Source organism: Pseudomonas sp. TMW22091 (assembly GCF_022496705.1).
GTDB classification, from domain to species: Bacteria; Pseudomonadota; Gammaproteobacteria; order Pseudomonadales; family Pseudomonadaceae; genus Aquipseudomonas; species Aquipseudomonas saxonica.
Window position 1 is genome coordinate 81,136 of record NZ_SCFI01000013.1, and the last position, 22,374, is coordinate 103,509.

General features: G+C 55.3%; 12 protein-coding genes. 5 read left to right on the plus strand and 7 right to left on the minus strand.

The genetic code is table 11. The features are described from left to right. Window positions 1-222: 222 nt before the first annotated feature. The 3 genes from EQV93_RS19835 (at window position 223) to EQV93_RS19845 (ending at window position 15,036) form a co-directional block, all read left to right on the plus strand. The gene (locus tag EQV93_RS19835; protein WP_240892274.1) at window positions 223-13,569 is read left to right on the plus strand and encodes an SDR family NAD(P)-dependent oxidoreductase; all 13,347 of its coding nucleotides are present in this window, start codon (window positions 223-225) and stop codon (window positions 13,567-13,569) included. Window positions 13,570-13,634: 65 nt separating this feature from the next. After that, window positions 13,635-14,630, plus strand: coding sequence for a thioesterase domain-containing protein (locus tag EQV93_RS19840; RefSeq protein WP_240892275.1), 996 nt, complete (start codon window positions 13,635-13,637; stop codon window positions 14,628-14,630). Between the two features lie 4 nt (window positions 14,631-14,634). Further along, window positions 14,635-15,036 carry a YybH family protein gene (locus EQV93_RS19845; RefSeq protein WP_240892276.1) on the plus strand — a complete coding sequence of 134 codons (402 nt, stop codon included), beginning with the start codon at window positions 14,635-14,637 and terminating at the stop codon, window positions 15,034-15,036. Here EQV93_RS19845 and EQV93_RS19850 read toward each other — a convergent pair. Further along, a complete protein-coding gene (locus tag EQV93_RS19850) occupies window positions 15,026-15,958 on the minus strand; it encodes a helix-turn-helix domain-containing protein (RefSeq protein WP_240892277.1) in 933 nt (310 codons plus the stop codon). The genes EQV93_RS19845 and EQV93_RS19850 overlap by 11 nt on opposite strands. A 241-nt stretch (window positions 15,959-16,199) precedes the next feature. On the opposite strand from EQV93_RS19850, the gene EQV93_RS19855 reads away from it, so the two are divergent. Then, the gene (locus EQV93_RS19855) at window positions 16,200-16,973 is read left to right on the plus strand and encodes an L-iditol 2-dehydrogenase (protein ID WP_122785578.1); all 774 of its coding nucleotides are present in this window, start codon (window positions 16,200-16,202) and stop codon (window positions 16,971-16,973) included. Window positions 16,974-17,167: 194 nt separating this feature from the next. Here the strand turns inward: EQV93_RS19855 and EQV93_RS19860 are convergent, their stop codons facing one another. Next, complete coding sequence (locus EQV93_RS19860) at window positions 17,168-18,169, minus strand: hypothetical protein (protein ID WP_240892278.1); 1,002 nt, start codon at window positions 18,167-18,169, stop codon at window positions 17,168-17,170. 612 nt (window positions 18,170-18,781) lie between these two features. Between EQV93_RS19860 and tnpB the strand changes: the two genes are divergently transcribed. After that, complete coding sequence (tnpB, locus tag EQV93_RS19865; RefSeq protein ID WP_146387322.1) at window positions 18,782-19,066, plus strand: IS66 family insertion sequence element accessory protein TnpB; 285 nt, start codon at window positions 18,782-18,784, stop codon at window positions 19,064-19,066. Between the two features lie 306 nt (window positions 19,067-19,372). Here the strand turns inward: tnpB and EQV93_RS19870 are convergent, their stop codons facing one another. Genes EQV93_RS19870 through EQV93_RS19890 form a run of 5 tightly spaced genes read right to left on the minus strand, consistent with a single transcriptional unit; the run spans window position 19,373 to window position 22,363 of the window. Then, entirely contained in the window at window positions 19,373-20,296 is a 924-nt protein-coding gene (locus EQV93_RS19870) for a hypothetical protein (protein ID WP_146387324.1), read from the minus strand. A gap of 5 nt (window positions 20,297-20,301) precedes the next feature. Next, window positions 20,302-21,498, minus strand: coding sequence for a hypothetical protein (locus EQV93_RS19875; RefSeq protein WP_240892279.1), 1,197 nt, complete (start codon window positions 21,496-21,498; stop codon window positions 20,302-20,304). A 3-nt stretch (window positions 21,499-21,501) separates the two neighbouring features. Next, on the minus strand, window positions 21,502-21,816 hold the full coding sequence (locus EQV93_RS19880; RefSeq protein ID WP_240892280.1) for a DUF4150 domain-containing protein: 315 nt from the start codon (window positions 21,814-21,816) through the stop codon (window positions 21,502-21,504). A 42-nt stretch (window positions 21,817-21,858) separates the two neighbouring features. Then, the gene (locus EQV93_RS19885; protein ID WP_146387330.1) at window positions 21,859-22,080 is read right to left on the minus strand and encodes a hypothetical protein; all 222 of its coding nucleotides are present in this window, start codon (window positions 22,078-22,080) and stop codon (window positions 21,859-21,861) included. 25 nt (window positions 22,081-22,105) lie between these two features. Next, window positions 22,106-22,363: a PAAR domain-containing protein gene (locus EQV93_RS19890; RefSeq protein ID WP_122785571.1), complete on the minus strand. Its 258-nt coding sequence runs from the start codon at window positions 22,361-22,363 to the stop codon at window positions 22,106-22,108. Window positions 22,364-22,374: the final 11 nt, after the last annotated feature.

The window sequence follows — 22,374 nt, forward strand, 5'->3', positions numbered from 1 at the left end:
GGATATAGGGCTGTAAAGAAATTGATTATGTGCACGTTTTTTTGTAGGAGATAAGCGACAAGCGTTTATTGCGTTTGTGCGGATGTGAACAATACTTTCTTATGTGATCAGTTGTTAGCTTCATTGCACCGAGATGAGTTGTCCGCGTTCCCCATTTGACATGGATGCCTGCCTGTATTGACGCGCAGTAAGTGTGCGCGCGACTTGGTTTTAGAGGTGTCTTTGAAATTTTTAGTCGATGATTTGACCGCCAGTCGGTTAGTTGTTCTGGCTATTGAAGCCATTACCCAAACATCTTTTTGGCAGACGACGCCTGAGCATTTTCCTTTTGCCTTGGACGACCTGACACAGCAGGAAAGCCAACGCGATCACTTGCGTGGCGCACTGTTGTGTCTGTGTGAACTGGGCTATTTGGAAATAGTTCGCCCGGATGTGTTCACGTTCAACGCCCGTACTGCCTTCCTTTCCCAAGCCATGACGGGTTTGGCCGACCCGTCGGGCACTGCTCAAACCTTCTTTGTGCGGCATCCGACGCTGGATGACATCGCGCAATTACTTGAGCTTGATCGGCTTACCCAGCCTTCGGGCTTGCACACGCCTGTCGAAGAACTCATACGGCGGGTCACGACAACACCGCAAACCACGCTGCTGCTAGATGTTTCGGGGTGTATTGGGGCGGCGCTCTACAGCCAGAGAATTGATGCCATAGAAGCGCTGCGCGGCACTGATTACGCGGACTGTAAACGTCTGCAGCGTAACGATGGCCAGCATGTGCAATTGCTGGGGTTATATGTGTTGCCCTCAATGCGAGGGCGAGGCTACAGCGATGTTTTGATTGAGTCGATGCTCCTGTATGCCCGTCTGTTGGGAAGCGTGAAGTCAGTGGTGGGGGTGACCCGCTGTGCCGATTATCCAAAGCATCGCCTTGAATTTGGCATGCACACCTATATCCGTGCACAAAACACACTCGGCCAATTACTGGATCCCATGCTGCATTTTCATGTGTCCCATGGGGCGCGGGTGCGTGAGGTTTTACCCGGTTTTCGAGCAGGCGATGTGGACAATGAAGGGGCTGGCGTTTTAATCCAGTACGAGCTTGAGTTGCCACTGCGTACTCAAGCACTTGATGAAGTTCGTTGCGCATCAAAGCCGCAGGTTCAGAGCCGTGAACAGATTGAGCGCACGGTCCATGACCTGCTGCTTCAAGTGTTGGGCCCGCAACGGTTTGAAGCCTATGCTGCGCATATTCCACTGATGGAAATGGGCCTCACCTCGCTTGAGTTGCTGGAGTTGCGAAGACTGTTGAGCGCTGCATCTGGCCTTGAGCTGGATGCCACGTTCTTTTTCTATTGCAACACACCTGACGCGGTGGTGGCTTACTGGGCTGAGCGGCTTGTGACGCCCACCGTTACTTCTGAAACTTCAGCGCCAGTTACCTCAACTGTTCCCATTGCCATTATCGGTATGGCGTGTCGCTTGCCGGGAGGGCTGAACAACCCACAGCAATTCTGGGAAGCGCTGTTGGAAGGGCGTGATGTTATAGGCCCAATGCCTGAGGCGCGCCGAGCACTGCGCAGAGGGGGTGATGGGGATTTTCGTTGGCAGGCAGGTTTCCTGGAAGACATCGATCGCTTTGATGCGGGATTTTTTCGCATCTCGCCCAAGGAAGCCGAGTGGTTAGACCCGCAGCAACGCCTGCTTATGGAGACGTCGTGGGCGGCACTTGAAGACGCCGGCATCGCCCCGAACAGCCTGAGAGGCGGCAAACATGGCGTGTTCATTGGTTTGATGGGCAGTGATTATGCTGCGCTTCTGGGCCAGGGCGAATCCGAAGGTATTGAGGCACAGTTTGCTACGGGCAGCGCCTGCTCGGTGGCGGCGGGGAGACTGGCCTATTTTCTTGACTGGCAAGGCCCGGCTCTGACAGTCGACACCGCATGCAGCTCATCGTTGGTGGCGGTGCATCTGGCGTGCCGCAGCCTGCAAACAGGCGAATGTGGTATGGCGTTGGCGGGCGGTGCGAGTGTGTTGCTCGATGACAACCGCTTTGAGGCATTCGATCGGGCCGCAATGCTGTCACCCACCGGGCGCTGCCACAGCTTTGATGAGCGTGGCGACGGTTATGTGCGCGCCGAAGGTTGCGCAGCACTGGTGCTTAAACGTCTTGTTGATGCGCAAGCGGATGGCGACCCGATTGTGGCTGTGATTCGAGGCAGTGCCATTAATCAAGACGGGAGCAGTGCGAGTCTGACGGCTCCCAATCCCAAGGCCCAGCAAGCGGTAATCGAGGCCGCATTGGCGAGTGCGAATGTTGACGCGCCGTCGATTGCCTATCTCGAAGCGCATGGCACGGGAACCCCCTTGGGAGATCCGATAGAAGTCCAGGCGGCCATGCAGGTGCTGGGCTTGAACAGGTCACAGGACAGGCCGTTGCTGATCGGCTCAGTGAAGAGCAGTGTGGGGCATCTAGAAGCGGTGGCAGGCATTGCGGGGCTGATCAAAACGGTGTTGTGCCTGCAACATGAGCGGATTCCCGGACAGGTGCTCTTTGATCGGCCCAACCCCCATATCCCATGGGAAACGCTGGCGGTTCAGGTAGTGAATCAAACCCGTGTATGGCCGCAAGGCAACAAGCGTGCCGGTGTCAGTTCGTTCGGGTTCAGCGGCACCAATGCTCACGTTATTGTCGAGGCGTATTCGCAACAGCCCGTTGCTGATATAGCCACCGATCTGCCGTGTGCCATTATTTTGTCCGCACGTACAGACGCGCAACTGGTGTCGCGGGCGCAGCAGTTATCCCTTGTTCTTGAGCAGCAAGACGTTGAATTAAACGCGCTGGCTTATACGTTGCAAACGGGCCGTGATGCGATGGCAGTCCGGCTGGCCTTTATGGCCCGCTCAGTCGTTGAAGTCAGGACGCTATTGAAGGGTTGGCTTGGCGCAGGCCGCCTGTCTCAGGGGATCTTTAAGGGTGTGGCTTCAGGTGCTGGCAAAACAGCCGCACCCTTAGTGGCGGATGAGGGGCCATTTTCAGAATCGTTGCTTGAGGGCTGGGTCAACGGTGGACAGGTAGACTGGCACCGTTTCTATGGCGCAGTAAAACCTCGACGGCTGAACCTGCCGACGTACCCCTTTGCAGATGAGCGCTTTTGGTTGCCCTTCATGAGGACACCTGCAGTTGCACTGGCACCGGTTGTGGAGCGCTCGCTTCTGCTCACCCCAACATGGGAACGGACAAACGAGGGAACTGAGGTAGGTACGTCTCAGGACCTGTGGCTGAGTGCTGATCCATCAAGCATCGAGTTTGCGCAACGCCCTTCGGCGATACCCTTTGTTGCCGCCGACACGAGTGCGGTGCTGGTTGAACGTTTGCAGGCAACCCGTGGCTGGGATCACCTGGTCTGGCTGGTTCCGTCTGAGGAGCCTGGCGCTGCTGTGATGGGGTTTCGTCTGATACAAGCGTTATTGACCCTGGGGTACGCGCACCAGGCATTGAACCTCACAGTAGTCACTCGTCAGGCTCAGGCCATTGTCGCGCATGAGCCAATAGATGCGTATCACGCCAGCGTGCTGGGACTTATGGGATCGTTGGCCAAGGAATATCCTCATTGGCAGGTGGGTGTATTGGATCGGCCTGTTGAGTGTGATGTGCCCTTGCACACGTGGATTCGACGCTCAGCCAATCCGCAGGGCAACGTCTTGGTGTGGCGCAAAGAGGGGTGGTTCAGGCAGCGTCTGGTGCCTTGCGAGGCGGGGGCTGCGCCTGTTCCGGTATACCGCGAGGGCGGTGTTTATGTCGTGGTAGGCGGAGCGGGCGGGCTCGGTGTTGTGCTCAGTGATTACTTGATCCGACGCTACGGCGCACAGATGGTCTGGCTCGGTCGTCGCGCGGAAGATGAGCTGATTACTCAGCAGCGTACCCGGTTGGCCGCTTTGGGGCCGATGCCTTTGTATCTGCAGGCAGACGCCAATGATCCCCAGGCACTGCGCCGCGCACATGAGGTGATACGCGAGCATTTTGGTGCTGTACACGGTGTGGTGCATTCGGTGATGGAGTTGGCGGACAGCCCGCTTGCCCAAATGGATGAAGCAACGTTTGTAGTGGGGCTGAAAGCCAAGATGACGGCCCACAATCTGGACGCCTTGGTGGGCGGGCAACCCGTGGATTTTGTGCTGTTTTTCTCGTCGATCAACAGCTTCCTCAAAACCGCCAATGCCAGCAATTATTCGGCCGGGTGCTGTTTTGCTGATGCGTGCGCGCATAACTTTCAGCGTCGTGGCTACCCGGTCAAGGTCATGCACTGGGGGCACTGGGGCGATACCGGAGGAGGCTGCTCGCCCGCGTACCGAGCGTTTATGGCGCAAATCGGTATGACGTCCATCCCGCCGGGGGAGGCTATGGCCCTGCTGGAACAATTGTTGGCCGGCCCGCTAGCGCACCTGTTGTTTGCCAAGACTTCCAAGGACATCGTTGCCCGGATGTTGGGCATCACCAGTGCGCCTTCCGTCACGCCGATTCAAGGTGCCGCCCTTGGCGAAATCGACCCCCCTATTGATCTTGAACAGTCCGTGATTGAAGACCTGACTGATCAAGCCTGCCGCTTGCTGAAATTGCCCGCTCACGGAATAGACCCGAGCCTGAACCTGAACACCTACGGTTTTGACTCCATCTTGTTGATGGAGTACGCCCGCCAATTGAGCGATCGCTATGGTTTGACACTGTCGCCGTCATTGTTTTTCAGCCACACCAATCTGCTGCAGTTTGCCGCCTATCTTTTGCAGTTTTTTACACCCGCGATGATCAGCTTTTACGCTCCCGACGTCTCGCCTGAGCACCCGCCAAGCGCATCTCAGTCAGTCCGTGCGGATGCTGCTGCACCCGTGCGCCAGGCCTCTGATGAAGAGATTGCCATTATTGGCATGAGTGGGCGTTTCGCCGATGCCCGCAGCGTGGATCAACTGTGGGATATTTTGCGCGGCGCACGCTCTGCTGTTAAAGACTTCCCCCACACACGCGTTTCAACGGCGGATGCATTACACCCGCGATGGCTGGCCGCTGTGCCGGGGTTGGAGGAGTTTGATCCGCTTTTTTTTGAAATATCCCCCCATGATGCGGCCCTCATCGACCCTCGTCAGCGCTTGTTGTTACAGGAAGCCTGGCGTGCGCTGGAGGATGCGGCTTACGGTGAACCCCAGTTACTCAAACACACCATCAGTTTATTTGTGGGTGTAGAAGCCGGGGACTATGGTCGATTGATCGCCGAGCGCAATACGCTGACGGCCAATCATGAAGCCATACTGGCCTCTCGTCTGGCCTATGTCTTGAACCTGAGCGGTGGCGCCATCGCCATCAACACGGCCTGTTCCTCCAGTCTGGTGGCGCTGCATCAGGCTTGCCAGAGTTTGAGGGCGCGGGAGTGCGATACGGCATTGGTGGCCGGGGTAAACTTGCTGTTGAGTACCCAGCTGTACGACCAGATGGCCGAGGCGGGCATGCTGGCAGCGCAGGGTGTTTGTTACGCTTTCGATCAACGTGCGACCGGCATGGTGCCCGGCGAAGCCGCAGTGGCGGTGGTGCTCAAACGCCTGTCAGATGCACTGGCCGACGGTGACCCGATCCGCGCCGTGATCGCAGGCAGCGGCATCAACTACGATGGTAAAACCCAGGGCATTACAGCCCCCAGCGGTAAGGCTCAGACCAAGCTGTTACAGACGGTTTACGAGCGTTACCACGTCAATCCGGATCAGTTGGAGTATGTCGTCACTCACGGCACCGGAACGCCGTTGGGTGACCCGGTTGAGGTCAATGCCCTGTGTGACGCGTTTGCCCCCTTTACCCAACGGCAGCAGTTCTGTGCGCTAACGTCGAACAAGCCCAACGTGGGGCACTCCCTGGCCGCGTCGGGTCTGGTGAGCGTGGTTAACCTGGTGCAAGCGCTTGAGCATGAAACAATCCCGCCGAGCGTGCATGCCGAACAGCAGAGCACTTACGTCAACTGGGCGAGCAGTCCGTTTTTCGTTAACACGGCTGCGCGTCCCTGGCCGCAAAGATCAGGCGCAGCACGTCTGGGCGCTGTCAGTGCTTTTGGCATGAGTGGCACCAATGCCCATGTGGTCATTCGAGGGGCTGAGGCGTTGCCCGCAGCCATAGACTCACCTACGTTTGCCTATGCCTTGATGGTGCTGTCGGCAAAAACCGAAGCGGCGCTGCGCTTGCAGCTTCAAGCCCTGATTGGCGCACTGCAAGCACGCGAATGGAGTCAAGCCGAACTGCAAAAAATGAGTCATACCTTGCAAAGTGGCCGGCATCATTTTGCCTGGCGTTGCGCCGTGGTGATCAAGGACAAAGACCACGCCGCTAGCCAACTGCAACGATGCCTTGATGCTGGGCAAGATACTGCCATTGGATATGGGCAGGTTGCGCGAGGTTTTACCGTGGATAAAGCCAGGCTCGAGCAGGCACACGCTTTGCTCGCACACACAGCCCTTGGCTATGATCCTGAAGCACTCAGGGCCACTCTTGAAACGCTGGGGCAGCGGTATCGCGAGGGCTATGACTTAGCGTGGGGGTTGCTGTTTGGCGATCATTTGCCGACACGTATCCATTTGCCGACGTATCCGTTTGAGCGCGAGCGCTTTTGGGCAATAGCCCCCTCAACACCACAGGTGTTGCATCCTCTGGTGCATCGCGATACCCGCACTGCGGACCGTCAGCGCTACACCACGCGACTGACGGGAGAGGAAACGGTGCTGCGCGATCACCGTGTTTCAGGGGCACGTATCTTGCCGGGTGTTGCCCATCTGGAATGGGCAAGGGCCGCCGTGCACTTGTGGCTGGGTAACGATCTGCCTGTTCGTCTGGAGCAAGTGGCCTGGCTAGTGCCCTTGATCGTCGACGCCGAATTACAGGTGCATATCGAGCTGGTGCAGGAAGGGCAAGGGCGGATCGCTTTCCACATTTATAGGGGCGAGGGTGCAAATGTCGTGCGCTATAGCCAAGGCTGGGTGCAGCAGATCGACGCGCCGAACCGTGCCGCCCCAAGGGTTGACCTGGCCAGCGTGGGTGAGCACTCCCTGGCTCAACTTAGCGGTGAGGATTGCTATGCCCGGTTTGCCGCCGCAGGTCTCGAACTTGGCCCGGCTTTTCAGGTAATACGTCAGGTCAAACTGGCTGAAACCGTGGCGCTGGGAGAGCTGCAAGCGGTGACAGGTTTTGAGCCCGGCGCAGGCTGGGTGTTACCGCCCGGCATGCTGGATGGAGCCTTGCAGGTGGGTGCGCAACTGAGTTCGCAGACGACGTTAGCGCTGCCGTTTGCGGTACACAGCGTCGAGCAATGGGGGGCGATGCCTGAAACCGCGCGAGTGGTTGCACGTCGGATAAGTGATGGCGAAAAACTGACGCCCAGCTTTGATATCGACATCGTCAATGCCGATGGCAGCGTTGCGTTGCGTATGTGTGGTTTTAGTGCGCGTGTGAGGGTGACACCACAGCCGGCTGAAGCGGATGAGCTGACCCTCACACCTGTCTGGTTGCCAGTGCCCGCACACGTCGTGAGTCCTGCTCATGAGACGGGGCAGGTTGTGCGACTAATGGCAGATCCCGAGTTTATTGAAGGTCAGGTGTCCGTACAGTGGCGTGCCGCAGACAGTAGCGAAACATTGCTTGAACACCTGACAGGGCTGAGCACATTCACGCGTCTGCTGTGGCATGTTCCGCAGGGTGAAGTGCACTTGGCGAGAATGGGCCTGCGGCTGATCAAGGCGTTGCTGGCGTCGGGTTTTGCTGACAAACCTTTGGAATTGACGGTGGTGACCCGGCAAGCACAGGGGCTGAGTGCAAATGAAAAAATTGACCCTGAACAGGCAGCCCTGCATGGGTTAATCGGTTCGCTGGCCAAGCAATACGTCCATTGGCGCATTAGATTACTGGACCTGCCTGAGGCGCACAGCCTTCCCGAAGATGTGCTGCTGGCTCAGCCTGTCAACACGTATGGCAATGCCCGCCTGTGGCGAGAGGGTTGCTGGTATCAGCAACAGTTGGCGCGCTGTGTACTGGCGCCTGTAACCACCAGGGTGTATCGCGACAGCGGCGTGTACGTAGTGGTCGGCGGCGCAGGCGGGTTGGGGGTGGTGCTGAGTGAGCACCTGATTCGTCAGTGCCGGGCACAGATGGTGTGGCTGGGGCGCCGGGAGGAGGATGACGCTATCACCCAAGCCCGTGGCCGGCTTGGTGAGCTGGGCCCTACGCCCTTGTATCTTCAGGTCGATGCGACAGACCGTGATGCGTTGGCACTTGCACAGATTGAGATAGTGCAACGTTTTGGCCCACCCAATGGGGTGATTCACAGTGCAATGGTGCTGGCGGACAAAGGTCTGGCCAGTATGGATGAAGTCACGTTCGAGGCGGCCGTGTCCGCCAAGGCGTTGACGGCACAGAGAGTGGATGAGGTGTTCGGGCATCACACGCTGGACTTTGTGTTGTTTTTTGGCTCATTGCAGAGTTTTTTGAAGGCACAAGGGCAAAGCAATTATGCCGCTGGCTGCTGTTATTCAGACGCTCTGGCTGGCGTGCTCGGGCAACAGCGCCCGTATCCTGTCAAGGTTATGCATTGGGGCTACTGGGGCACTGTCGGAGTGGTGGCCACCCCGACCTATCAGAATCGTTTGGCTCAGATGGGCTTGGGTTCTATTGAACCGGGTCCCGCCATGGCTGTACTGGATCAATTCGTGGCCTCACCTGTTGCACAAGCCGTGTTCCTTAAAACCAGTCAGACTGAGCTCCCGGCCGCCTTGGGTGTGTACCTGCAAATGGTTGTCGAAGTGGCGCCCTGGTTGCCCAGCGTTGAAATGCCAATCGATCAGCCCCCACCCTCACCGCCAGCCGGCATTGAACCGGCGCAGCGTATTTTTGAGCAGCAATTGGCCCCTGTGTTTCGGCAGCGGTTGCTGGCGATAGAATCACAGTCGGTGAGTCACAAGCACCGCCCTTGGTACGAGGCAAGCTTACGCCGCATACATTCATCCAGTGCGCTGGATGAGCCGGGTGCGGCACCTGGCGTGCAATGGAGTGCCTATGTGGAATCGCACAAGGACGATGCTCAGACAGGGGCTCAAGTTCGTTTGGCGAATGACGTTTTGCAACGCTTGCCAGAGATTCTGCGCGACGAGGTCAAGGCCACGCAGGTGGTGTTTTCCCAAGGGCAGGTGCAGCAAGTTGAAGCGGTGTATGGCAAGCACCCGGTGGCTAACTATTTCAACACCTTGCTTGGGGATCGGCTGCAGGCTTATATCGAGCAGCGGCTTGCCCGGGATCCGCAGGCCCGCTTGCGGATTTTGGAAGTGGGCGCAGGCAGCGGTGGCACGACTACCATCTTGATTGCACGACTTGGCCCGTACGCCGCCCATATCGATCAATACTGTTACACCGATCTGGCGGGCGTGTTTCTAGGCCATGGGCACGCGCAATTCGGCGCTTCGGTAGCGTACCTGCACACGCAGTTGCTCGATATTGAACGCTCCCCAATGGCCCAAGGTTTCAGGCAGGGGGATTACGACGTTGTCGTCGCCACCAACGTGTTGCATGCCACACGCGATATCCGCAACACGCTGCGCAATACCAAGGCCTTACTTAAAGGCAATGGTTTACTGCTACTCAACGAATTATCCGGGGTCAGCCTTTTTCAGCACCTTGTCTTTGGAGTGCTGGATGGCTGGTGGCTGGCGCAAGACAGGGATCGGCGTATCGCCGACACGCCTGCCCTGAGCGCCGCTGCCTGGCGTGAAGCACTGACAGAGGCGGGCTTTAATTCGATAGGAATCACTCAACCGGCGAGCTGTGAACTGGGGCAGCACATCATAGAAGGCTTTAGCGACGCCATTCTCTGCTTTGAGGGTGAGGCGCAAGACCCTCAGCCGGTTACCCGTGACGTTGAATCAGCCGCGCCGGTTCGGGTCACAGCCGCGGCTGTGGGCGCGCACGCCAGCCTGCGCCAGACACTTCGTGCCTGTTTACTGGAAACCCTGGGCCTCAAGGAGGCCCAGTTGCAGGATGATCAAGCGTTTATCAGTTATGGCGTGGACTCGATCAGCAGCGTGGCGCTGGTCAATACCCTCAATAGCCGATTAGGTCTGCGGCTGCCGGCCACAGTGTTGTATGACTATCCGACACTGGCGCGTTTGTGCGCCCACTTGCAAGAGATCGCGGTGCCAGAGACCGCGGTGCTACAGCCAGAGATTACTGACTCTGCGATGAGCGAACCGCCGGTCCCCCCGGTGACGAGGGCACCTGTAAAAGCGCTTTTCGTGAGCGCCCAACCCTTATCAGCTGCCCAAACCTATCGCCGCGTTCTGCTGGAGCGTCCCGGTTCTATTGACCAGATACGCGTGGTCGATGAGCCCCTTGCCGCCTTGGGGCCTAACGACGTGCGGATCGCCGTTCAGGCTTTTTCCCTGAATTTCGGTGATCTGCTGTGCGTAAGCGGGCTTTACCCCACTCAACCGGAGTACCCGTTCACCCCCGGTTATGAGGCGAGCGGTATAGTCACCGCCGTGGGTGCTGAAGTCGTCAGGGCTACTCCGGGAGACCGCGTCGTGGCGTTGGCCGACCACGCGCTGGGGGCGCACGCCACGGTTATGACCTGTTCACAAGAGCAAGTCTTTCCGTGCCCTGCGGGTCTGTCGTTCGAGGCCGCGTGCGCCATGCCCTCCGCGGCGCTGACAGTGATCGAGTGTTTCGCCAGAGCACAGCTCAAGGCGGGCGAGCGAATTCTGATCCAGACCGCGACAGGTGGTGTGGGCCTGATGGCCGTGCAACTGGCCCAACACATCGGCGCGCAGGTCTTTGCGACGGCCGGCTCTCGAAAAAAGCTCGACTATCTGGCGACGCTCGGTGTGCGTCACTTGATTAACTACCCGCAAGAGGATTTTGCCGACGCCATTCACCGCATGACACAAGGCCAAGGTGTCGACGTGGTGCTCAATACACTCGACGGTGATGCGATGCAAAAAGGTTTGCGCTGCCTGAGTGCAGGCGGGCGCTATATCGAAATCGCAATGACGGCCTTGAAGTCGGCTCGCGCCATAGATTTATCGTTGCTGGACAACAACCAATCGGTGCACTGCATTGACATGCGCAAGTTGGGTCTGGAGCGGCCCGAGCGGTTACGCAACAACTTTCAAACGATGGTGGAGCTACTTGAGCAAGGTGCTATCGCTGCGACGTTGAGCAAAACTTTCCCGTTCGATGACGTTCACAGCGCTTACCGTTGGCTGCAATCGCGTGACCATATAGGCAAAGGCGTGGTGAGTATTCCCCCGGCACTGCAGTTCCAAGAAAGCGCTGGAGTGCCAGCGGCCTCAAATGATCTGGAGCCTATTGCGATCATTGGTATGAGCGGCCGTTTTGCCAGTGCTCCGACGACAGAGGCGTTATGGGACGCACTGGTGAACGGTGTGGATTTGGTTGAAGAGGTGTCGCGCTGGGAGTTGTCGTCACTGAGTTCCGAGTCAGCAGGTTCGTCCTGCAAACAGGGTGGTTTCTTATCGGATATTGAGTGCTTCGACCCGTTATTTTTCAACATTTCGAGCATGGAAGCGGCAGCGATGGATCCTCAGCAGCGATTGCTGCTCGAGGAGACATGGCATGCCCTGGAAGATGCAGGCCATGCGGGGCGGGCCATAGAAGGTGCGCGTTGCGGCGTGTATGTCGGTTGTTCGGCAGGCGACTACCTGGATCTGCTGGGCGAGGCGGCACCCGCTCAGGCGTTTTGGGGGAATGCGGCGTCGGTTATTCCTGCTCGAATAGCCTTCCACCTGAATTGGCAAGGTCCTGCCGTCGCCACAGATACGGCATGTTCCAGTTCGCTGGTCGCGATTCATCAGGCCTGTCAGGCGTTACGTGATGATGAAGTCGATATGGCCCTTGCGGGCGGGGTGTTTGTGCAGTGCACGCAGCGCCTTTTCCGCCAGGCCAATCAGGCCGGCATGCTCTCGAACACGGGGCGGTGCAGTGTGTTTGACGAACAGGCTGATGGCTTTGTACCCGGTGAAAGCGTGGCGGCCATCGTGCTCAAGCGACTGTCACACGCACAGGCGGATGGCGATACGGTCTATGGCGTGATCCGTGGTTCCGGCATTAATTACGACGGAGCCACCAATGGCATCACGGCGCCCAGCGGCCCTGCGCAAACGCGTTTGGTGCGCGAAGTGTATGAGCGCTTCGCCATTGACTGCGCCGCCATTCAACTGGTTGAAGCGCATGGCACCGGCACCGTTTTAGGTGATCCGATTGAATTCAATGCATTGGCAGATGCGTATGGCACTGCGTTACCCAGGGCCAAGTGCGCGATCGCTTCAATCAAAAGCAATTTGGGGCATGCTGCAACAGCGGCAGGTGTGGTGGGCGTGATCAAAGTGCTGCTGGCAATGGAGTACCGGCAGATTCCACCTTCGCTTCATTTTCATCAAGGTAATCGTCACATCGATTTCGCTCACAGCCCGTTCTACGTCCCGACGCAAGCGGTTGCCTGGGAGGTACCTCAGGGGAGTGAACGCATGGCGGCGGTCAGCTCATTTGGTTTTAGTGGCACCAATGCCCATGCAGTCATCGCACAAGCCCCCAGCCGCACCGAGCCTGTATCCAATCGACCGTTCTTTTTGATTGTTCTATCGGCGCGCACCCCAGAACAACTGCGTCAATTGGCTCAACACCTTGCGCACCAGATCAGTCGCCAGCCTGTTGATATGGGGGCCATGAGTTACACGCTGCTGATGGGGCGCCGCCATCACGACGTCCGACTGGCCTGTGTAGCAGCCGACATTGCACAGGTGTGCGAGCAACTGAACCAATGGCTCGATGAACAGCAGTCGCGAGAGGTGATCAGTGGTCACGCCAGTTCATACGTTTTGCAGGCGCAATCTGCCGTGCGGCAACTGTTGGAGACCTGCCAGAACGCTTCATCACCTCAAGGGTTGAAAGAGGCCTTGTCTGGCTTGGCCAGCCTGTATGTGCAGGGCGCTGAATTACCCTGGGAGCGAATCTTTGACAGAGCCTCACGGCGCAGGATTCGTCTACCGACTTACCCCTTTGCCCGTGAGCGGTATTGGCCACTGCCTACCACGGCGCAAACTCCTGCTGTCAACCGTGTCAGCCCATCAATGCCAGCGGCGAGCAACGAGGCATCTGCAAGCGTTCGCCAGGCATTACGCGGGATATTCAAGCGCGTGCTGGCTTTAAGGGATGAGCAGTTGCGTGATGACGTCGATATTGCCTGCTATGGGATCGACTCGATTATTCGAATGGAGTTGGTGAGAGCACTCAATCAACACTTTGAACTGTCGCTCTCGAATGCCGTGCTGGATGAGTATCCCAGTGTCAAACGCTTATCTTTGTACATTGAGGCCGCTGAGCAGCCCGTCGACATTCCGAGGAGCGCAGCCGCTGAACCCGAGCGTGACGTTGCACACATCGAGCCGGCTAATGACAGGGTTTATCTGGCAGGTACAAGTGCCTTGAAGGCCGATGTTGAAAGTGTCTGGAAGCATTTATTTGTACGCAACACGCAAGATTGAATATTAAACGGATCAACTTTCCTGGGGCCTGACAAGGGTGGTTTTCATGTGCGATGGAAAAGTAAATGCATTCAATGACCGGTAATGTGAATCAGGCGCCAGCTCCGTCATTGGCGTTCAAAGCGCTACCACACGAAGTGGTGTGTTTTAAACAGGCTGCTTCTGGCCGACCGGTGTTTTGGATACATGCTGCGGCAGGAGGAAGTTCAATCTGGCAATATCAACGCATTGCCAATGTCAGTCAGCGTACGCTGTATGCCATTAAACCGCCCTCTATTGATATTACGCACTATTGGTTATCCGGGATTGAAGCCAGGGCGTCGTACTATATCGCCCTGATTACTTCAATCGACCCTGAGGGGCCGTATGATCTGGGCGGGTATTCGATGGGTTGTACCCTTGCTTATGAAGTGACCCGGCAGCTGGTGTTGATGGGGCACAAGGTGCAAACACTGGTGCTGATCGACCCGACAGACATGTCGAGTGTTCAGGCATGGGCTGCGGCTCATAACAACAGTGAACTGGGGGCGCAATCCCTGGTGCTTAGAACCATGAATTTTTCTTTGCTGCTCGATGAGTGGACAGAGGGGCGCAGTGCCCAGCGAACGCTTATCCATCGAGACGAAGTGTCAGGTTACGAGAACCTGGAAGCTTTTATCGAGCGTATTTATGACGTGGGCGTGCAGCGCGGGTTAAGGCTTGCCAAAGATCAGTTTATGCTCAGGGTAATCCAGGACCATCAATTGCTGGAAAGCCTGGTCTGCAACGGCTACAACCGCACCTTGCCTGAACACTGTGAAGTACAAGGCTATCTTTTCGTTAATCGAAGCCGGGCCATGCAAGGCTCCGCGGCGCCTTATATTTTAATGAGTGATGACTTGTCCAGAGGGGTTGAAGAAAACTACAACACCGAGTGGCTATTAAAGTGTCGTCACTTCAGCATCACAGAACTTGCGTGTACGACTCACTTCATGTTGCTCTTTGAGGCCGAGTCATTAATGCCGTGCATTGAGCGATGCAGAAACCTTTATCAGCTGGGCCCGGTTACACTCGCGAGGTGAAGTCATGGACTTGAAGTCAACTGTTCAACAGGCCATCAATAAAGTGGCAGAGGCCATCGCCACCGGGTGTATAGAAAACGTCATGGCCTTGTATACGCCCGAGGCTTGTTTATTGGCCGGTGATCAACGCGTCTTGTCAGGTAGTCATGCCATAGAAAGTTACATCCGGCGGATGTTTGAACAGAATATAAACAGCGCCATCTTTACGACTCAAACAGCAGAAGACCTGGGCGGCGCCGTTCTCGAAGTCGGGCGTTATGAAATGTTCACTGGGGCCCAGCAGTGTGTGGTCAAAGGGGATTACATGATTGTCTGGAAGTACCATGAAGAACAGGGCTGGCTCATCCACAGGGATGCCTTTAGCCTGTTGCAAGCTTCATTGCTCGCGCCTGAGGTCAAGGGTTAACACCTAGGGCGCTGCGATTAAACAGCGTCATGGCGGTCGCGCGCCGGTACTCGCTCGGCGTTTGGCCCATTTCAACACGAAAGTGACGGTTGAAGTTCGAGATATTTTCATAGCCCACTTCAAAGCAAATGGTGGCCACCGACAGCTCGGTATGCATGAGCAGCCGACACGCACGCTGAACCCTCAACTTGCGCATAAGGTCGATGAAACCGTGACCGGTAATTCTCTTGAAAAAACGCGAAAACCCCGGTTCGCTCATCTTCAACTGGCGAGCAATGACGGACACCCGAATGTCGCCTGTGAGTTCAGCCAGCAAATAGTCAAACGCCTTGTTTATGCGCTCTGAACTGTGCGCATTGAGGGAGGGGCTGTAGCAGGCGCTGGCCAGAAAATGCACCTCTTGCGCGGGTGCCTTGATAAAGACATTGATCACTTGCAGAAACAGAATCAGCCGTTCCAGGCCCTCAGCCAAACCGATGGCTTCGAGCAGGCGGGCGGCCTCTACCGCGGTTGAACCGGTAAACGTCAGGCCGCGGCGAGCCCGCTCAAACAAATCCTGCAAGCCACCCAGTTCCGGTAGTGTGCTGCGCAAGGCCAAAATCGCAGCACCATCAAACTGCAACACCACATCACGCCCGGCCAAGTGCTCACCGGGTGCCACATCGCCAATCCAGTCATGGGGCAGGTCGGGGCCAATCAGCGCGACATGCCCCGCCGCAAACGCACCGATGTAATCGCCCGCCACCAACTTGCCGCTGCCTTGGCGAATCAGATGGATTTCAAACTCGGGGTGATGGTTCCAGCGTGCCAGCTCATAAGGGTAGTCATGCTCATACCAGCGAAAACACTGATGAGGCTCAGGGAGAATGACCTCCAGTTCGGCGGGCCGCTGTTCAAACAGGGCGGCTCGGTGATCAGACATGGCATGCCCTTTTTATCGTTATGTGTGCGATGAGTCGCAGCAACATACGCGTTTGTGGTCGGCGGCGGCTAGATCATCCATTGCGCAGGGCTGATATTTTTTTAACCCAGGGCTACCCGATTAAAAAAGTATCAGCCGGGCATCCGCTGTGCATTTGTCGGGTAATTTTTAACCTGTTGAAATCATCCCCAGCCTTGATGCCCACGGGCATTGCCCTCTAATAAAAACGGATGAATAACCCATGAAACGACTGGAAGGTAAAAGCGCGTTGATAACAGGTTCTGCCCGAGGCATCGGCCGCACCTTTGCTCAAGCCTACATTCGCGAGGGGGCTACGGTGGCCATCGCCGACATCAACCTTGAGCGCGCCCACGCCACGGCCCTGGAGTTGGGGCCGCAGGCTTACGCGGTCGAAATGGATGTCACCAGCCAGCGCTCCATCGACGATGCGCTGGGCGCCGTCATCGCGCAGACGGGCAAACTGGATATTTTGATCAACAATGCGGCCCTGTTTGACCTGGCTCCGATTGTAGGCATCAGCCGGGACAGTTTTGAGCGTCTGTTTGCGATCAACGTGGCGGGCACCCTGTTTACCTTGCAGGCGGCCGCCAAACAGATGATTAGCCAGGGTCATGGCGGCAAAATCATCAACATGGCCAGCCAGGCCGGTCGCCGGGGCGAAGCGCTGGTGGGGGTGTATTGCGCCACCAAAGCAGCGGTGATCAGCCTGACCCAATCTGCGGGCCTAGACCTGATCAAGCACGGCATCAACGTCAACGCGATCGCCCCCGGTGTCGTCGACGGCGAACACTGGGACGGCGTAGATGCACTGTTTGCCCGCTACGAGAACCGCCCATTGGGCGAGAAGAAAAAAAGCGTGGGGCAAGAGGTGCCTTTTGGTCGAATGGGCACTGCTGATGATTTGACCGGAATGGCCATATTTCTGGCGTCCCCCGACAGCGAGTACGTGGTAGCCCAGACCTACAATGTCGACGGGGGCAACTGGATGAGCTGAGGGTGGCCGTGTGGGCGGGCGGTGCGGGCGGCAGAAGTACAATTGCCCGCTGCTCCCGGCCCTGTGTATTTCATGAGATTGTCTAAATCACTGCTGGAAAAGGGAAGTTTCGGATTGTCGAATTGACCCAGGATATGCAGGTACGGGTCCAGCCCAGCAATGTGTTTTTCAAGCGTTGCACGTATTCTATGAATTCAGGTATAAATTCTAAAGGGCTCAGGTTTGCTCTGCTTATTCTTTTGTTCATGATAATAATCTACCTTCATATCCGCCCTGGATAACTCCTTATCAATCTCGCTCTGCCAGCCCTCACTATTATCCATAATAGCTTTTATTCCGGTCAGGATATCTCTCTTGATTTCAATAGGTAAGTGGTACGTAAATATCGATTCGTTTCTTTTGTGGGCGTCTAGATTGTTTGCGCCTGAAACAGCGGCGCTATCGTTTTTCAATATATTAACATGCTTTAAATTTAAGCTTCGGGATGCACCATATAGCATGCTTACCTGGGAGTTGGTATGGAAATTAGCATGCTTTCTTATATGTCTTGTGTCGCAAAAAGTAAAACCTATATAGTCGTCACTTATATCGCTTGCGTTTAACTTTGATAACAGTTGTAAGTGAGCAACGGGAACATTGCTACCCTGGCCCGGGTGCATTATTGCGTTTCCGGAGTCATGGGTTTTATTTAAAAATTCTTTTTGTCCCCAGCCAAAATCTATCATGTCACCCCTGTCAATAGAAATCGGGTATAAATCTATCTGTCCTGTTTTAATATTTAATGCGCCTGTATACATATTTCCTGGTGATGAGTGGCTCAGGTAGTAATCAACTGTTCCTTTATAAGTACGCCCTTCAGAATCCTTTATGTCTTTGCCAGGACTAATCTTTGGCATATCAAAATTGATCGTGGCCTTACCCACAAGAGCGTTTTCGCTTCGCGTATCAACAATATGATAAATATGAGATTTCTGCGGATTAATTGAATCGCCTGAATAGCCGGAGCTGGAAGCTATGGTCGAACTCTGATTCTGCTGGGCAACCTGCTGCTGCCTTCCGATCAAAGAGGACAGGAAAACGGGCTGTCGCGAAGCTGTGGCAGGCGAAACCTGCTGATTTATTGGATGCTTGGAATCATCTCTATCAGGTAATGAACCTCTACGCTGATGATTTTTTTCACTAGGATGTTTGTACATAGAACAACCCTTTTATTGATTGAACTCCATCAGAGACTAAGGCGGCGTTGCCCCATCGCTAGCCTTAAAGGCTGCTCGATCGTCAGGGCGCTGCTTATATTCACCTGAGTGGTTCAGCTGATTTTTTGAAAATAAGGCCATTATATTTTCCAGGTACAACCATCCCTGAGCGAGTTGGAACCTCTACCAGTTAAAGCCATGTTGGCTAGGGCATCCCTAACACTGTATATTCACGGGTGGCAAAACTAACTGCGGCCACATTACTACACAGCTTAGCTGATATCTTGGTTACCGTTTTCCCATTGGTCTTCCAGACCATTTCCGACACAGATCAATAAACTTGAGATAGCGCAGCCTGGTTTATAGGCTCATAGAGCGCTTTGGAATAACTGCAACACTTGAAACGTGAGGCAGAGAGCCAGCCACCGGTAGAATCCAGGCGCTCACACCCAAGGATTCAAGCGAAGTACCCTTACAACGTCCACCTGCGGCTCAGGTAAAACCTGAAGAATCGGTCAACAACGAGATACTGTACGAACAATGGACCCTGATCGTGACATGGCCGGCTGGTGACCCAACAGGGTGTGCCCGGTTTCTTCGCGGTGTGACACGATGATCCGCTTCGACGCGATCTGGTTCGCCACCGAGCCTATGCACATGAGGGCCGGCACCGAGTCCGCGCTGGCGCGGGTGGTGGCCGTGTTCGGTGCGGCGCAGCGGCACTGCGCTTATTTGTTTGCCAATCGTCGCGCCACTCGCATGAAAGTGCTGGTGCACGATGGGCTGGGAATCTGGCTCGCGGAAAAATCGTTCCCCACTCATACGGCAAGATACCAATACCCACATCATCGAGTTCTCAGAAAGTCTTCAATCGTACCCAGTTTACTTACCCAATGATGGGCGATATAGGCTATTTCCCTGTCCACCATTGTGTAAAAGCCATCCGTGGTAGCGATATAGATATATCCGTTTAGTTCAGTGATGGCATTGAAGTCAGTATTCAGTTCTTTTCGAGTGATGACAGTGAAACCTTTCAATTGGTTGCCCGTGACAATCATTATTTATGCCTTCTAGCTCAGTACCGACACACCCGTATCCCGCTACGGTCTAACGAGTTGTAAAGCAAGTGCGTTTAAGCGGACATTGCCCTAAGTGACAAAGGCTTCAGACGCGCTCTTAGGCCATGCGTCGTGTGCATATGCTTCAATTCTCGTGAAATAAATCTTTATTAAATGTATCAATGACGTCTTTGAATAATTGAATATTTGGTATGTTAAGCACCGGAGGAAGTTGGGCGAGAGGGTGTTGCATCAATGGGTGATCAAAAGTCACGGGGTTTTTAAGGTTAGCCCATTCTCTGATTCTAAGAAATGCAAGAATTTCATAAGGGAAAAGCATGCGTTCCTCATAATCAAACTCTAGTACATCATCCTCTTCGGAGGAGAGAGTTTGTGCTAGGTGGAAATTGGCCATTTGTGAGATTACTTCTTGCAAAACAGTCTGGTCTGAAGTGTCCCAGCTCTGAAGCGCTTGGTCATAGGGTGAGAGTGTTGTTGGGTACGAGTATAATGATGTATCAATTTTTTGTCCGATACTGGTTGCAAAGAGCTCTAGTAAAAACCAAAAGTGACGAAATAATTTTCCGGCCTCATGTTTTTCATTTCTCCGGAGTTGCAGTAATGATGTATCTAAGCCTGTTTTTAATATGTTGAAGCGTGAGGAGCATTCATCCTTCCAGCCAGAGATTGCTGCCATTGAAAATGATAGGGCTGATACAGCAAGTAGCATAGATGCTCCGCTATCACTATCAGCCAGTAATTTTTTAAGCTCCAACATTTGACCGTAATGGAAAGAGGCACGTGCAAGCTCTTCGTAGTCGGGATCACCATTAAGTGCAGTATTTTGATAATTGATAAGGTGCCAAGTTGCCAAGTTTTCCGATTGATCACCGAGAGTATGCGAAATATCTTGGCCTTTCAAATAATCAGTAAATGCATTCATGGGCTCATCTAGGAAAAGCGCTCTTGGAGTTGGGGAGCTGACCCAATTCGATATCCATATTTTGATTTTTTTATCAAGTTTTTTAATTGTTGCTGCTGGATTGGTTTTTCTATCCGCAATACTCATTGCCGTCACCATGTGGTAGCTTTAGAAGATCTGCTTGGATGTTTTCTACATCGTTTTTCAAGGTCGTCCACAAATACATAATATTTTTCATAGGTTGGTGGGAGTTTATTCTTTTTTGCATCTTGCAGCCAACCTTGCGCTTTTCGAGCGTTGCGCATTGCTGCCGGGACTTTTCCGTAATTACCACTTCCTCGGGCCGCCTTCGCGAGCCGATCATTTGTGAAACTCTCACCACCTAAGCCTCTCTGAGCATTGCTGAGTCGACCGGGAACAGTGCCATCGGTAGTTTTTACTTCCCAAACTTTGACCTCTCCTGTTCTACTATTTCGGCCAATAAGGTCTACTCCATGCCCGGAATTGTTCTCTACACTGATGACCTCGTCGAAACCATCATTTATCAAATCCATTGACGCCAACCATTCACCGCACTTTCCTTTTTCTCTGCTGTTTTTTCTAGGTTTTACATTTCCCCCAGTTTCTCCATCTTTAGTTTCAAGTTCGCGCTTACGTGCCGCTTCTTCTCTAGTCTTCTTCTCCGCTGCCTCTTTTGCCGCCTTGTCTGCGGCTTCTTTCGCAGCTTTATCAACAGCCTCCTTACCCGCTTTACCCGACGCCTCGGCCATCTTCGCACCGTATCGGGCGGCCTTGCCAGCGGTGCCCGCATAGCCCACAAACGGAATCGCTGACAACAGCGACAAGCCAGCCCCGACATAATCCCCGCGCACAATGCTGATCGCCGCGCTGGCAATATCCGCCACTTCCCCGACCACAGGTATCAGCCCCACCACATCCAAACCCAGCTGGATGCCATCCAGCACCTGTTCCCCGGTGATGCCTTCTTCTTCCGTTTCGGCCTCTATCGGCGGATTGGCCTCTGTGGCCGCAACAGCGGCCGGGGCGGATTCCCCCACCACACGTCCGACGGTATTGCCGCTTTTGAATGAACTGAACGGTGGCATGGTTGCGAGTTCGGCCCGCAGGTAGCTCGCCCGCAAGGCTTCGTATTCGTCTTCTTGCATCTCCTTGCTGTCGTGCAGTGCGTTGCCTTGGGCATCGCGTCCGAAAATGTCGACTTGCACGCCGCCGTTCTCGCCTTGTTGCAGCATCATTTCATCGGGGCCGGCGATGCTGTCAGGGGGGCGGCGGACGGGAACGCGAACCGCGTGTATGTGCAGCGGCGGTAGGTTGAGGGCTTCTGCCATGCGCTAAACCCCGTTCATCCAGAACTTGTCGTCATGGCGCACGATCAATTTGCCTTCGGCCCTTACGCTGCTGCTTTTTTCCAGCGGGTAGCATTTGCCGCCCACGGTGTTGCTTTTGATGCCCTTGGCCGCACCGGCCTGATCGCCCTGTGTGGTCGGCACCAGACTCATGTCGTAGACCACCACCGGGTTGCCGTTGACGCGCACAGACTTGGCCACGCAGGTGGCGGTTTTCAGTTGGGCGGTCACGGGGTAGGGCACTGGCGGGAGCGCGGCGCCCATCGGCGTTTTGCAGACGTCCGGGACGAGGCTGACCACGGTCCACTGGTGTTGTTTACGGGCGATGACGTTGTCGGCCTGTCAGTGCACCCAGCAAGCACTGTGGTCGCCCTGCGGGTCGAACATGGTGGCAATTAGCGGGACGTCGATGCGGGGTTTGGCGCACAGGGGCGCTTTCCATTCGTCCTCCCCGCGAATTTTGAAAGGCTGCGAGAGGCCCTCTTCGAGGGTAAATTCGACCACCTCGAAGGCATCCCCTTGCAGGGGTTCAAAGGTAAAACGCAGATCGCTTTGACGAGGCATGGGCACTCCTTGTTATGTGCAAGCGTTAATCGACTAGCCAACTGGCATCGCCGTTTTCCAGAGAGCCACCGTGGTCAGTGGTGTCTGCGATGCGGGCAACACCTTTGCCCTCGATGGTTAGCGAGACTGAACCGCTGGTGATGGTGGCGCCGCAGCCCAAGGAATCACCGACACAGGCAACGGCGCGGTTATTGACGGTGAAAGCTTCAGCACCACTAGTAACAGTGGTGGGGCCACATAACGGACAAACGTGGTCGTGCCCGAGCAATACGATTGCCGGCATAAAACGTCCTC